This is a genomic window from Mesorhizobium sp. M0848, assembly GCF_040319805.1.
Taxonomy (GTDB): domain Bacteria; phylum Pseudomonadota; class Alphaproteobacteria; order Rhizobiales; family Rhizobiaceae; genus Mesorhizobium.
The window spans coordinates 1-14,073 of sequence record NZ_JAMYOM010000050.1 but is presented as its reverse complement, the minus strand read 5'-3'; the positions used below and the strand labels follow the sequence as shown (position 1 = coordinate 14,073).

9 protein-coding genes and 2 pseudogenes are annotated in these 14,073 nt (G+C 60.5%); 7 read left to right on the top strand and 4 right to left on the bottom strand.

Translation table 11 applies throughout. The features are described 5' to 3' along the window. The first annotated feature begins 817 nt into the window (after positions 1-817). The gene (locus tag NKH95_RS32760) at positions 818-1,000 is read left to right on the top strand and encodes a hypothetical protein (protein WP_352894509.1); all 183 of its coding nucleotides are present in this window, start codon (positions 818-820) and stop codon (positions 998-1,000) included. Positions 1,001-1,198: 198 nt separating this feature from the next. Here the strand turns inward: NKH95_RS32760 and NKH95_RS32755 are convergent, their stop codons facing one another. Continuing rightward, positions 1,199-1,438, bottom strand: coding sequence for a helix-turn-helix domain-containing protein (locus NKH95_RS32755; RefSeq protein WP_352894507.1), 240 nt, complete (start codon positions 1,436-1,438; stop codon positions 1,199-1,201). A gap of 296 nt (positions 1,439-1,734) precedes the next feature. Between NKH95_RS32755 and NKH95_RS32750 the strand changes: the two genes are divergently transcribed. Continuing rightward, positions 1,735-2,262, top strand: coding sequence for a hypothetical protein (locus NKH95_RS32750; RefSeq protein ID WP_352894505.1), 528 nt, complete (start codon positions 1,735-1,737; stop codon positions 2,260-2,262). Positions 2,263-3,092: 830 nt separating this feature from the next. On the opposite strand, the gene NKH95_RS32745 is transcribed toward NKH95_RS32750, so the two are convergent. The 3 genes from NKH95_RS32745 to NKH95_RS32735 all read right to left on the bottom strand — a co-directional run bounded on the left by NKH95_RS32745 (position 3,093) and on the right by NKH95_RS32735 (position 7,685). Then, positions 3,093-4,448 (bottom strand): Glu/Leu/Phe/Val family dehydrogenase, encoded by a 1,356-nt coding sequence (locus NKH95_RS32745; RefSeq protein WP_352894511.1) that lies wholly within the window; start codon positions 4,446-4,448, stop codon positions 3,093-3,095. A 342-nt stretch (positions 4,449-4,790) separates the two neighbouring features. After that, positions 4,791-6,194 carry an aspartate aminotransferase family protein gene (locus NKH95_RS32740; protein ID WP_352894503.1) on the bottom strand — a complete coding sequence of 468 codons (1,404 nt, stop codon included), beginning with the start codon at positions 6,192-6,194 and terminating at the stop codon, positions 4,791-4,793. A 12-nt stretch (positions 6,195-6,206) separates the two neighbouring features. Further along, positions 6,207-7,685, bottom strand: coding sequence for an NAD-dependent succinate-semialdehyde dehydrogenase (locus tag NKH95_RS32735; protein ID WP_352894502.1), 1,479 nt, complete (start codon positions 7,683-7,685; stop codon positions 6,207-6,209). 644 nt (positions 7,686-8,329) lie between these two features. Here NKH95_RS32735 and NKH95_RS32730 point away from each other — a divergent pair. The 5 genes and pseudogenes from NKH95_RS32730 to NKH95_RS32710 all read left to right on the top strand — a co-directional run. Further along, positions 8,330-9,355, top strand: coding sequence for an IS110 family RNA-guided transposase (locus tag NKH95_RS32730; RefSeq protein ID WP_352894501.1), 1,026 nt, complete (start codon positions 8,330-8,332; stop codon positions 9,353-9,355). 576 nt (positions 9,356-9,931) lie between these two features. Beyond that, positions 9,932-11,477: pseudogene (gene istA, locus NKH95_RS32725) on the top strand (IS21 family transposase). 16 nt (positions 11,478-11,493) lie between these two features. Continuing rightward, a pseudogene (istB, locus tag NKH95_RS32720) lies at positions 11,494-12,321 on the top strand (IS21-like element helper ATPase IstB). Between the two features lie 618 nt (positions 12,322-12,939). Continuing rightward, positions 12,940-13,332, top strand: coding sequence for a M28 family peptidase (locus tag NKH95_RS32715; protein ID WP_352894499.1), 393 nt, complete (start codon positions 12,940-12,942; stop codon positions 13,330-13,332). A gap of 165 nt (positions 13,333-13,497) precedes the next feature. Continuing rightward, positions 13,498-14,073: tyrosine-type recombinase/integrase (locus NKH95_RS32710; protein ID WP_352894498.1), on the top strand; the 576-nt coding region annotated here is incomplete at its 3' end.

The window sequence follows — 14,073 nt, the reverse complement described above, 5'->3', positions numbered from 1 at the left end:
CAATCCGCAGAACGAGCGGACCCGACAGTTCCTCAGTACTGTGCTCGAGGCGAGGTAGTTATACGCGGTGCCGGCTCGAACGGAGGGTGCGGGGCTGCTGAAGCTTGCCGTGATCGGCAGACGAGCGCATGTTCTCAATCGGCTCGCTGCGCGAGCCACCCTCTAACAAGGATGTGGAAACACGACTCTCAGCCTCGCCGCATACTGGCGGCGCGGCGCACTACCTCCGGTTTCAAAGCTGAAACTTCTGATCGAGGCCTTAAAGCCGCGCGCAACGCTGTGGTTGATATTCCGGACGTGGGCGCAGCGTCGTGCTGCTCGAATCGGCAATCATGGCCGCCGCCCCTTCTCAGGACGTAAGGCTTCTCGGCGTTCTCAACCTTGTCGCTATCGGTCTCTCCAGTGTCACATGCGCCTAACATAGTTCGAGAGGGCCTTCATCCTAGCAGTAGTCCCAGGCCGCTGCCACCCAAGGGTGAGTGAGCGGGCGCGTTTGTTGAATCGTTTTGCCTATCTCAAGTCGCAGACAAAGACCGCAAGAGCTTTCTCGATGCGGTCGCAGCAGCGGTGGCCCGCGCGACTCACGCACCGGCTGCATACAAGCTTGCGAGGCCTCCGCACCAACCGACTTTTGCCAGCCGGTCAATAACGGGCCTATGGAGGACAGAATCCAGTTATCATCTCCTCGCTCGCGCTCGGTTCACCTCGCGCGGACAGACCAGGACCCGTTCCTGAATTCCACAACAGCACGTGGTCTGCTTTTGTGTGCAACTGGCAGACGCACCGGCGCAAGCGGCCGCGCCGGCCCTTGCCGGGGATGATGCTGCATCAAGATGGCTCGCGCCACATCTGGCTCGCTGGCCAACCGGCGCTCGACCTGATCGTGACGATGGACGATGCGACGAACACGATCTATTCGGGCTTTCTGACCGAGGAAGAAGGGACGGCTTCGACGTTCGGGCTTTGGAGGAGGTGTTTGGCGGCCATGGCCTGGCGTTGAGCCTCTATACCGATCGAGGCAGCCATTATTTCCATACGCCGCAGGCTGGTGGAAAGGTCGCCCGCACAAACCTGACGCAGGTCGGTCGTGCGTTGGCTCACCTTGGCCTGGAGCAGGCGAATAAGCCGCAATATGCGCCCCACGCCTGGATGCCTTGGCCAACAGGCCTTTCGAGTGCAGGAACGCCTTCGTCCAGCTTTAACTCCAGTTGAATTGATGGTCCTTCACCAGATGCTCGTGAAAATGCTTGGCCGTGAACCCGCCGTAACGCGTCCGGTAGAGCGTCTCGACCTCAAACTCCCGGTCCAGCGGAACCCGCTTGCCCGACGCCTTGCCGAGACGGCGGTCCAATAAGCCCGCCTCCCCAGCCTCTTCATACCTGCAGCACCAACGCCGGAAGGTCCGCTCGCTCAAACCTAGCAACTGCGCAGCCTCCATCTGATTGAACTCCAGAGGCTCAAAACGTCTCGAAACTTGATCATTCGCACACGTTGATTGGCTTCCGACCGGCGCATCCAGACCCCGCAAAACAAGGTCGAGACCTACCGGACAGATCGTGTGCTACCTAAACCGGACATATCGTGTGCTACCGACATTGACGTCGCCGGTGCGTTGGCTCCCCGGGAGATCCGGTCTATGATCGAGCGGTCACCTGCATGCCCTCTCGCAAAGCTAACCGAGGTGCATGCGTAAGCGACTGCGGCAGGCTTGATCGGCCGCAGGAGTTGTGCGGCTTGGTCAACGGCCGTGGTCGACGAGCGCGCGAAGCACAGGCACGGGGTCGTTCGGAGCGGGTTTTCCACACCTTGCAAGACCGCTTGACGAAAGAGTTGGCGTTGGCCGGGATCACCGCCATGGCCGAGGCCAACGCCTTTCTGCACGACGTTTATATTCCGGCCCACAACAAGCGCTTCGCCATCAAGCCCGAACAAGAAGGCTCAGCCTTTGTCGCCATCCCCGGCGTCGATCTGGATGAGATCCTGTGCATTCAGGAGGAGCGCCTGGTCGGCAATGACAATTGCGTCTCGTTCAATCGGCTGAAGCTGCAAATCCCCGAGAGCCCGCTGCGGCCCCATTTCGTCAAGCCCAATGTCAAGGTGCGCCGCTATCATGATGGCGCCTATGCCATCTTCCACGGGCCACGGTGTCTGGGCCGTTACGATCACAATGGAATGGAAGTGGACAGGCAAAAAGCCGCTCGAATCCGCTCGGCGGTCGCGAGAACAAAAGCAGAAGCAGCGGACAACTCGTGTGCTACCTAAACCGGACAACTTAATTTGCTATCGACACGCACCCGCGACGTCAACCTCCAGCGCCCTTGTCGCTGCGTGCCGCGCTTTAGGCGTGCGCAAGCTCGCGCTCGGTGCCCTTATCCTTCGGAAGTCACCGCGCTGTTTGAGGGCTACCTCACAGAAGCCGGGCTGGAGCCGCTGTCAAGCCGCAGCCTGGGACTGGAGGAAGAAATAGGCCAGCTCGAATCCGGGGCTATAGCTGACCTCGCCAGTGCGGCCGACGTTCCTCAAGCAGAAGCCATCGTTTTTGCCTGTACTGAGCTCAAGACATACTCTGCCATCCGGAGCTTGAGCGCGCGCTCGGCAAACCCGTCACCGCCAACCAGGCGACTGTGTGGCATGCCTGTCGGATAGCCGGCTACCGGGGGACTGACGGGGTCGGGCAGCTTTGGCGTGTCAACGCGACGAAGAGCCTATCGGCGCGTCAGAATAGCAGGGACTCCCAAAGCAAATGTTGTCGTGGGAATAAGCCTGACTCGCCTCGGCCGGGGAGCGCCCCAAGAGGACATAAGACATAAGCGAAGTCGCGCTCGCTTCAGCCACGAACCCTCGCGCATCCCTGGTGGCAATCATTCTGTGGCATCCGCCTGATCCGGAGATTGACCTGTTAGCCGCTACGCTGGTTCGGCGTCGTCTAGATTGAACTCTTCCGCGGCCGGCGCGGCACAACGCACCTGACCATCGTCACACCCGCGATCGCGAAGGCGTGGGCCTTCGCTGCCCATCCGGAAGAACCTCTTCCAACGACATATTCCGGCATCGTCTCGTATATGAGTCAAATACGGTTTCGAAACCAGAGTTCAGATGCCTATGGCCTCGTAGGCAGCAGCAATCCTGCGAATGGACGTGACATAGGCTGCCGTCCGGTAGTCGCCGAGTTCCGGCTGTGCTTCAAGCAGATCGGCTATGTTCCCCCAAGCGCCGCGCATGACGTCCTCGAGGCCTGATCGAACTAGATCGATCTCGGCGCCGCCTTCGAGAAATTCGTCACGCATGTCGGCGGGAAACATGTTACCGGTCATCCGCTCAAGCGCTGTGGCGATCGCATGGTTGCGCCGTTCCCGACGCCGCCTCTCCATTAAGCCGAACGGGATGTGGGTCAGATTCTTCACCCATTCGAAATAGCTCACCACCACACCGCCAGCGTTGACATAGAGGTCGGGGAGGATTGTAACGCCTCGGGAGCGCAGCATCTGATCGGCCCGAAAGGTGACCGGGCCATTGGCGGCCTCAACGATGAGATGCGCCTTGATGCGTTCGGCGTTGTCGATGTCAATGGCGTTCTCCATCGCCGCGGGGATGAGGATGTCGCAAGCTTCCTCAACACCACTCAAGTCGCCCGCGAAAGATTCGGCACCGTCGAAGCCGAGAATGCTGCCAGTGCCCAGTTGATGTTGCTTAAGCGCCTCAACGGGCAACCCTTCGGGGCTGGCTACATATCCGTCGTGTTCGGCAACGACCGTGATCCGCGCGCCATCTTCCTCGGAGAGAAACTTGGCAGCGTGGTAGCCGACATTGCCAAACCCCTGAACGACAACGGACGCTCCTTTGAGTTCGCGTCGTCCCGCAATACCTGGTGTGCGTAGATCGCGGAGATAGCTTTGGATGGCGAACTGCACGCCTCGGCCGGTCGCTTCGGTGCGTCCCGCAATTCCGCCTTTTGAGAGCGGTTTTCCTGTAACGCAAGCGCGCGCATTGATGACATCAGTCGGATTGGCGCGGCGGAACTCGTCGACCATCCAGGCCATCTCCCGCTCGCTCGTGCCCACGTCCGGAGCCGGAACGTTGAGACCAGGGCCAATCAAGCCGCGTTTATTGAGCTCCTGGGTGAAGCGGCGGGTGATGCGCTCAAGCTCCTGAGTCGTCCACTCGCGCGGGTCGATCTTGAGTGCGCCTTTAGACCCGCCGAAGGGCAGATCAACCAATGAGCATTTTAGCGTCATCAGTGCGGCAAGTGCCTCGACCTCCTCGGCGTCAGCATTGGGCGCATATCGAATGCCGCCCTTGACCGGCTCGCAGTGCTCGCTGTGGACGGAGCGCCAGCCGACAAAGCTGTACATGCGGCCGCGCAGTCTGACGCCGAAACGCACAGTGTAGGTCGAGTTGCATTGAATGATCCGCTCAGCAAGGCCCTCAGGAAGATCGAGGAACGACATCGCATGACGGAAGTTCTGATCGACGCTCTGTAGAAAATTCGTGGTGGAGGCTAACACCGCTCACCTCCCGCCCGCCGGAGCGCCGAAGCAGACTGACTGCTCACAATCACTCCTCGATGAGCATCCCCAACCTCCCATAGCGCCCGCAAAATGTCTTTTGCACGGAGTCCATTCGCTCTTGGGAGTATCTTCACGAAATCTCGACAGGGTAACCAATCTAGTGGTGATCCCTGCATTAATCCACCTGTGGATTGCTTCCTGTGGTCTCGTCCCTTTCGCCTTCAATTTCTTACTCACTTTAAACACTGCCCAGTGAATCTCCACCTGCACATTCCCCGTCATTCAGATGCTTTGGCCGTCGCGAACGAGCTCATCCATCACGAAACCGACGGCGCTTTCAGCGATTGCAACCAGCTCTTCGACTTCTGACTTGGTTATTACGAGCGGCGGCGCAAACCCCAGAATTTCCCCGTGCGGCATAGCGCGAGCGATAAGACCACGGTCGCGGGCAGCCTTTGAGATTCGCGCACCAACCTTCAGCGACGGGTCGAAACGCTTCCTGCTGTCCCGATCGGCCACGAACTCGATTGCGCCCATAAGGCCAACTCCGCGTACTTCGCCGACGATCGGCAACTGGGCGAATTTTTCCTTCAGCTGCGCTTGGAAAAATGCTCCAACGTCCCGTGCATTGCCAGGGAGGTCTTCTTTCTCGACGATGTCGAGAACCGCGTTGGCCGCGGCGGCGCCGATCGGGTGACCCGAATAGGTATAGCCATGTGAGAATGAGCCAACCCTGTCAGCGCCGTCTTCCATCACCTTGTAGACCTTCTCGCCAACGATCGCCGCGGAGAGCGGGAAGTAGGCAGAGGTGAGACCCTTCGCGACCGTAATCAGGTCGGGTTCGATGCCATAATGCTGCGAGCCGAACATCGAGCCGGTGCGGCCAAAGCCGGTGATCACTTCGTCGGCGATGAGGAGGACGTCGTGCTTTCTCAGGACGGCCTGGATAGCCTCCCAGTACCCTTGTGGCGGAGGCGTGATGCCGCCTGTGCCGAGCACAGGCTCAGCGATGAAGGCGCCGACATTGTCGGGACCCAGACGTTCAATCAGCTGATCGAGCTCGGCCGCGCGGCGGGCGGAGAACTCCCGCTCAGTTTCTCCCGGGTTTGCACCCCAGTAGTGGTGAGGCGCGCCGGTATGGACGATCTTCTGCAGCGGCAGGTCCATATGGTCGTGGTAGAAGCTCATGCCGGTCATCGAGCCGGAGACGACGCTGCAGCCATGATAGCCGCGCTCACGCGAGATGATCTTCTTTTTGTCCGGCTTGCCGCGCAGGTTGTTGTAGTACCAGACGAGCTTGGCCTGGGTCTCGTTGGCGTCCGAGCCGGACATGCCATAGAAAACCTTGCTCATCTTTCCAGGTGCCGTCTTCACGAGGCGATCGGAGAGGATCGCAAGCTCATCAGTCGTATGCGCCGCGTAGGAATGATAGTAGGCAAGGCGATAGGCCTGGCGCGAGATCGCCTCCGCGACTTCGGTGCGGCCGTAGCCGACGTTGACACAGTAAAGCCCCGCAAAGCCGTCGATCAGCTGGTTGCCATGGGCGTCCTGGATGCGGATGCCCTTGCCAGTTTCTACGATTGTCGGCTCGCCCAGCTTGCCGGTCGCAAAGTCCTTGAGCTGCGTGAAAGGATGCAGGACAGAGTTGCGGTCCTTCTCGCTAATTTCCTTAATATTGATCGTCATTAGCGTATCCTCTCATGCAGCGAGATTTCCAAAGCAGGTGTATTTTGGTTCCAGATACTCGGCGAGACCGTGGCTTGAGCCTTCGCGGCCAAGACCGGATTGTTTCCATCCGCCGAACGGGATGGGCGCGCCGGTGAACTTCGGGGTATTTACTGCAACCATGCCGTATTCGAGCCGGTCGGTGAGTCGCATCGCGCGGTTAAGATCTCGGGTGTAAACATATGCCGCAAGGCCCATCTCCGAATTGTTGGCGCGTGCGAGCACTTCCTCCTCGTTGTCAAAGGGCAGGATTGCAGCCACAGGCCCAAAGGTCTCTTCTCTCGCGGCCCGCATGTCGTCGGTCACATCGGCGAGCACAGTCGGCATCACGAAGTTCCCCCCGAGAGGGCTATCCTGTGCGCCGGCCACCATCCGAGCCCCGGCTGATAAAGCCTCGGAAATCTGCTGCCTGCATTTTTCGGCGCCAGATGCCTTCGTCATCGGACCGATGTCGATCCCCTCCTCCAGTCCGTGCCCGACTTTCAGTTTGCCGGTGGCCTTGGCGAATTCCTCGATGAAAAGGTCATAGATCCCCCGCTGCACGTAGATCCTGTTTGCTGCCAGACAGTCCTGGCCAGATGTCGCGAATTTGGCTGCCATGCAGCCAGCGACGGCAGCGTCCATCGGCGCGTCATCGAAAAGGATGAAGGGAGCATTGCCGCCAAGTTCGAGTGAGGCTTTCTTTACAGTCTTCGCGGATTGCTCAAGCAGGATTCGGCCGACTTCGGTGGAGCCCGTAAATGAAAACGCCCGCACTTCGGTGTTCTTCAACAGCCGTTCGGCAAGTGGCGGAGCTTCGCCCGTGATGACCTGAAACACGCCGGGCGGGATTCCAGCATCCTCGGCGAGACGGGCAAGGGCCAGTGCCGACAACGGCGTTTCTGGTGCCGGCTTAACGATCATTGTGCAGCCAGCAGCCAGCGCAGCTCCGGCCTTTCTGGTTATCATGGCCGATGGGAAGTTCCACGGAGTGATTGCAACAGTGACTCCGATAGGCTGCATCTGCACAGCAAGCCGGCTTCCGGCAAGATGGCTGGGAATGGTTTCGCCATAAGCCCGCTCACCCTCCGCTGCAAACCAGTCGAGAAAGCCAGCCGCATACGAAATTTCGCCGCGAGCCTCGGCGAGTGGTTTGCCTTGCTCGGCGGTCATGATGATGGCCAGCTCCTGCGCATGCTCGCGCATACCTGCTGCCCATTTCCGCAGGTATGTGCCACGTTCCAAGGGGAGCAGATCGCGCCACTGAAGAAATGCGGCTCTCGCAAAAATCACGGCGTCGTCTACATCTGACACTGAACAAGCTGCTACTTGAGCCAATTCTTCGCCGGTAGCAGGATCCACGACAGCGAGCGTTTGCTGCTTCGAGAGCCAAGCGCCATTCATATAAGCGCACGTTTGCAGCAGGTCCGGCCGTCTGAGGCCCTTTAATGCGGCGCTTGCAATGCCCTTCATATATGTAACTCCACCTCGAGCGTTCTTTGAGCCAACTTACCGCCCCAAGAGCGCCGATTAGCAGCGCAGTTGCCTGCTTCTTAGCCGCCCTTCTGCAAAGACTGACATGCAATCGAGTTTTCCTTTACTCGAGAGGAAAGACGGGCTGCTAAAAGCAATCTGTTGAGGACGACCGATGGCCATAAGGGCGGTTTGCCGAAACGCACGTCCGCCTGGCATTACGGAATTTCGCCTGGTCGCACCGTTCACGACTGCATCGACATTGGCGTCGACTAGGACGATGAAAAAGGTGATTTGCCCCCAAGCTTTAGGCTGACCTTCTTGGATCGGACGGCCGAGACGTGGTCAATCAACCTCAAAGAGCCGAACGTAGACCTGCCATTCGTCATGACGGATTTTCTCATCATCCAGCCCAACGAGGGCAAGGACAATCCGACTTAGCAGGCTGTGGAAAAAGGAGCGGACATACCCGTTTTGAATCTGGTTTGTCCTCGGTCTGATTCCGATACGTTCCGTGAACAAAACAGTTTTTCAACAGATGGGGTGATTGGGGTCTCGCCCGAGCCAAGGTGCGGGCGGCTGCTCCTGTATGGATGTTAGAACGTGGTCGCCTTGGAGCGCCACAAACATCGGAAGGAGCAGCCGTGAAGTATTTTGCTGGATTAGATGTATCTTTGGAAGAGACCGCGATTTGCGTCGTCGATGAGAGCAGTCAGATCGTGAAGGAAACACGAGCGGCGAGCGAACCACAGGCCTTGTCCGATGCGTTGCGGAAGCTCGATCTGCCGCTGGAGCGCATCGGGCTTGAAGCGTGCTCGCTGACGGCCTGGCTTCATGGATTGTGCGCCGAAGGTCTGCCTGCGATCTGCATCGAGACGCGCCAAGCCAATGCGGCCATGAAGACGATGCCGAACAAGACCGATCGCAAAAACGCCCGCGCGCTTGCGCAGATCATGCGCACGGGCTGGTATCGGCAGGTGCATGTCAAGAGCCGGCAATGCCGGCTGTGGCGTGCGCTGCTGGTTGCCCGCCGGACGGTGCTGAACGAGATGCGCAGCATCGAGAATGTCGTGCGCGCCACGCTGCGAGAGGCCGGCGTCAAGCTCGGTACGCCGTCGCGCACCGCCTTTGCTGATCGCGTGCGCGAACTGGCCAGTGCCGAGGTGATGGCGATGGTCGAGCCGCTGCTTACGATCCTCGGCACCATGCTCAAGGAGTTCGCCCGGCTGACCAAGAAGGTTCTCGACATCGTCCGCAAGGAGGAGGTCTGCCGGCGGCTGATGAGCGCGCCAGGCGTTGGTCCGATTACGGCGCTCGCCTTCCGCGCCACGATCGATCGGCCGGAGCGGTTTGGCTCCTCGCGGGCGGTGGGAGCGCATCTGGGGCTGACGCCAGCGCGATACCAATCCGGTGAGACCGACATCCAGGGCAAGGTCAGCCGCTGTGGCGACGAGCTCGCCCGCACAGCACTCTACGAGGCAGCCCATTCACTGCTTGTGCGTTCCAAAAAGTGGTCGAGCTTGCGCGTCTGGGGCATGAACATCGCCAGACGCCGCGGCATGGCGCGGGCGCGGGTGGCGGTGGCCCGCAGGCTGGCCGTCATCCTGCACCGCATGTGGGCCGACGCAACCGAATTCCGCTTTGGAAAGGAAGCCGCCGGATCGGCATGAAATAGCGCAAGGAACAGAAACGAACACAGACAGTGGTTCGCCCGCGAGGGTGATTTGGGTCGTTCCCGTGGGGACGATGGGCAAGGCGATCTCGTTAGCAGGCACGATCCTGGGCGAAGTCTCCCAAGGTCGTTCAACAGATTGAGACGCCTCGCTCTCCTGACCCCATCATGCGGCGGCTCCGCGCCGACCGCGAAGAGAAGCGAGTGACCCGCGGGGCGACATGGTCCGGAAAAAAGACAGGAAACGCTTGACCTCACCGACCCCAATCAGAGAAGCCTGTTAGAGCGTTAGCGCAGGCACTTTCAAGATGCCCGCCACGGTGGTGAGCGCTTCGCCAATTTCTGGAAGTCCGACAAGATGATTTCGCCGACAAAGTCGAGATCACCGTTGCCAATGTGCGTGTTTCGGTAATTCCCGGACACCCTTTTCGCTAAATCCCGGACAGTGATTTCGGTAATTCGCGGACAGCGTTTCCGCTAAGTCCCGGACAGTTTTCGGGAGCGGAGTTAACGGTCGGTTCTCGGCTGCGCCGTTCTGGCAGTTTGGCCTCTCACGATGACGTTGAGAGGGGCCATGCCGAGACGGAAGCAAGCGAGACGAACGAGTGTGAGGGATATCCAAGCGATCTTGCGCCTGACCCATGAGCAGGGTCTTTCGGTGCGTGAGGTGTCAGAACGGCTGAAGATCAGCAAGACGACGGTATCGACCTATTTGCTGCGGGCGCGGGAGGCCGGGCTGGCATGCTGGCCGCTGCCGCCCGGCCCCGACGAGGCGACGCTTGAGCGGCTGCTGTTTGGCCGTGCCGGTCGTCCGCCGCAAGACCTGAGCGAACCGGACTTTGCGCTGATCGCCAGGGAGTTGAAGCGCAAGGGGGTGACGCTGACGCTGTTGTGGCAGGAGTATCGCGCCGCCCATCCGGACGGCTACGGCTACACTTGGTTCTGCGAGCACTTCGCCGCTTTCGAGCGCCGACGAGCGCCACATTCCGCAACCGGCATGCGGCGGGCGCGGTGATGCAGACGGACTATGCCGGGCAGACGGTGCCGGTGATGGATCCGACGACCGGCGCCATTTACCCGGCGCAGATTTTTGTCGCGGTGCTGGGTGCCTCCAATCTGACCTTCGCCTTTGCCAGCTCCAGCCAAAAGCTGCCGGACTGGATCGAGGGCCAGGTGCGAGCGCTCGCCTTCTTCGGCGGTGTCACCAGAGCGATCGTATGCGACAATCTGAGGGCCGGTGTCGTCAAGGCGCTGTGGTTCGAGCCGACGCTGAACGCGACCTTTGCAGCCATGGCCGAGCATTACGATACCACCATCTGCCGACCCGAAGCCGGAAGCCGCGCGACAAGGGCAAGGTCGAGGGCGCGGTGCTGATCGTCGAGCGTTGGATTCTGGCACGGCTCAGGAATAGATCCTTCTTCTCGATCGCCGAGCTCAACGCGGCGATCGCCGAACTGCTCGAGGATCTGAACAACCGGCCGATGCGCCATGTCGGCCAAAGCCGCCGCGAACTGTTCGAGGAGATCGAGCGGGCCGCCTTGAAGCCGCTGCCGGCAGCACCGTTCGAATACGCCGAGTGGAAGTCGGCGAAGGTGCATCCTGACTACCATGTCGAAGTCGACAAGACCTTCTACTCGGTGCCGCACCGGCTGATCGGGCGCACCGTCGAGGTGCGGCTTACTCATCGAGTGGTCGAGATCTTCCACGATCACCAGCGTGTCGCCACCCATGTGCGTCGCTCACAGCGTTCCGGCCATGTCACCGTCAACGAACACATGCCCAAGGCGCACCAGCGCTACGCCAACACCACGCCGGCCAGCCTGATCAGCCGGGCGGCCGGGATCGGCCCCAACGCCGCCATTCTGGTCGAGCGCATGATGCGCGACCGGCCGCATCCGGAACAGGGGTATCGCTCGGCCATGGGCATTCTGTCGCTGGCGCCGCGCTATGGGCCGGAGCGTCTCAATGCCGCCTGCGAGCGGGCGCTGCTGATCAACGCGATCGCCTACTCCTCCGTCACCGCCATCCTCAAAGCCGGCCTCGACCGGGCCAGCTCCCCAGAACCGGCAAAGCCGACTCCCCAGCACGCCAACATCCGCGGCTCGAACTATTACCAGTGAAGGAAAGGAAGAAAGAATGCTGACGAACCCCACCCTCGACCAGATGCAATCCCTCGGTCTGGCCGGCATGGCTGCCGCCTGGCGCGAACTGGCCGAACGGAACAACGCCAACGAGCTCAGCCGTGATGAGTGGCTCGGCCTGATGCTCGACCGCGAGGTTGCCATACGGGCCGACAAGCGCGTCCGGACCGGCTCGCCTCAGCCAGGTTGCGCTTTCCCGAAGCCTGCATTGAGGACATCGACTTTGCCGCGCCGCGCGGGCTCGACCGGCGCAGCACCATGGCGCTCGCCCAGGGCGAATGGCTGAAGGCGCATGAGAACCTAATCGTCACCGGCCAGACCGGAACCGGCAAGTCGTGGCTGGCCTACGCCTTCGGCCGGCAAGCGGCACGGCTCGATCATTCCGTGCTCTATGCGCGCGTGCCGCGCCTGTTCGAGGATTTGGCGCTCGCTCGTCTCGATGGCCGCTTCCCACGCCTCATTGACAAGCTCACCCGCGCGCAACTGCTCATCCTGGATGACTTCGGAACCCACTCCCTCACCGACCAACAGCGCTTCCATTTGTTCGAAATCGTCGAGGAACGCTATCGCCGCAAATCCACCCTGATCACTCGCCCAGGTCCCGGTGGCCAGATGGCATGACTTGATCGCAGACCCCACCGTCGCCGACGCCATTCTCGATCGGATCGTGCACAACGCCCACCGCATCGTGCTCCATGGCGACAGCATGCGAAAGCAAAAAGGCAGCGCCCCTCTTGACCGGCGCCGAAAACGGCGAAATCAATCATCCATGAACGCAACAAGGCACCCGAGGACCGTCGCCGCCAAACTGTCCCGACATTAGCGAAATCGCTGTCCGGGAATTAGCGGAACCCCTGTCCGGCTTTTGCGAAATTCGCAGCCAATGACGACACGGCCCGCATCGCGCACTGCAGGCCGACCAGATGCATATGATCAACCGGGTCGGGCCCAAGGTCGTCGCGCGCGTCGAATCTAAAGGTCGGGTCCGTCTCAACTGCCGCCCACTGCGTCTTCATGCAGTGCAAGGTGTCGCCTTTCGACAACGGCGATCTGAGGATGGTGCTCAAACTCGCCAAGGATCGGAGGAGAGGGTCGACATTATTCTGCGTGGTACTACGGCACCGTCGGCAACGACTTTCGATCAACGCCACCTACCGGCTGCTTCCCGAAGGGCATCAAGCAGCGCGCCTTCGATCCGTACAAGGCCGTGCCACAGCGGGCCGATCCTCCTACGCACCTCGGAGGTCGCCTTCCCCGGCGCCGATGACGCCGCCCAGCTATATCAGCAGAGCTGCTCTAGGTAGCGGCCGATCTCGATCACTAAGTCGGCGTCAACGTTTTTAGGTAAGTCGCGCATCGCCCCTCATCCCTGACACGAGAACTAGTCTTACTTGGTCCAAAAAGAAAAATCCGACCCGGCTCTAGCCGAGACGGAGTATAGATGCGCTGGGCGGGCTTAGGCCTCCAGGCGCATATCGATGGAGTGGGCAACGTATTTGGTATGCCGCGCTCAGAGCGGCGATCTCTGTTGATCGGGTCGCACGCAGAATCGCAGAACTATGCCGGGTGGCTCGACGGGGCGCTCGGCGTGATCTACGGCCTCGAGATCGCCCGCACCTTAATGGAAACGCCGGACTGCATCGATCTTCCCGTCGCCCCAGTTGCCTGGGCGGATGAGGAAACCCACTATGTCCCGTTGCTCGGAAGTCGTTCATTCATCGGTGACATAGAAGAAGCGGATCTCGACCGAGCGGTGAATATCGATCACGGTCTGCCACTAAGGGACACGCTTCATGCGGCCGGCCTGGCCAGTGCACCCCGAACTTTTGCTTGAGCCGGAACGCCACATCGGGTATCTAGAGCAGTTCAGATTTTGACTGAATCTGCGGGATTGAACGAAGCCGCTGACGCGGCATTTGGTGCAGGGGTTTGCGGTTGAGGCTTCTGTTTTGAAGGATTGCGGCTGTTGAAGCGCAATCTTGAGAACAGGCGATGAGCGATGGCCGATTTGAGCCCTCTGCGCCGGCGCATGATCGAGGACATGACGATCCGCAATCTGTCGCCGGCAACGCAGCGATCCTACATCCACGCGGTGGCGAAGTTTTCCCGGTATTTCGGCCGCTCGCCGGAGCGGCTTGGTCTGGAGGACGTCCGGGCCTTCCAGGTGCATCTGGTGTCGACCGGCATATCATGGCCGGCGTTGAACCAGACAGTATGCGCGCTGCGGTTCTTCTATGGCGTGACGCTTGGGCATGCCGAGATTCCGGAGCGGATTGCCTATGCCCGCGCGCCGCGCACGCTGCCGGTGGTTCTGAGCGCCGACGAGGTTGTCCGCTTCCTCGAGGCGGTGCCGAGCCTGAGGACGCGCACAGCCTTGACCACGGCCTACGCCGCTGGCCTTCGTGCTTCGGAGGCTGTCGGCCTGAAGGTCGACAGTATCGACAGCGAACGCGGTGTCATCCGGGTCGAGCATGGCAAGGGCGGGAAAGACCGTTATGTCATGCTGTCGGTGCAGCTTCTGCGGATTCTGCGGGTCTATTGGCGGTTGGCAAAGCCGAAGGACTGGCTGTTCCCC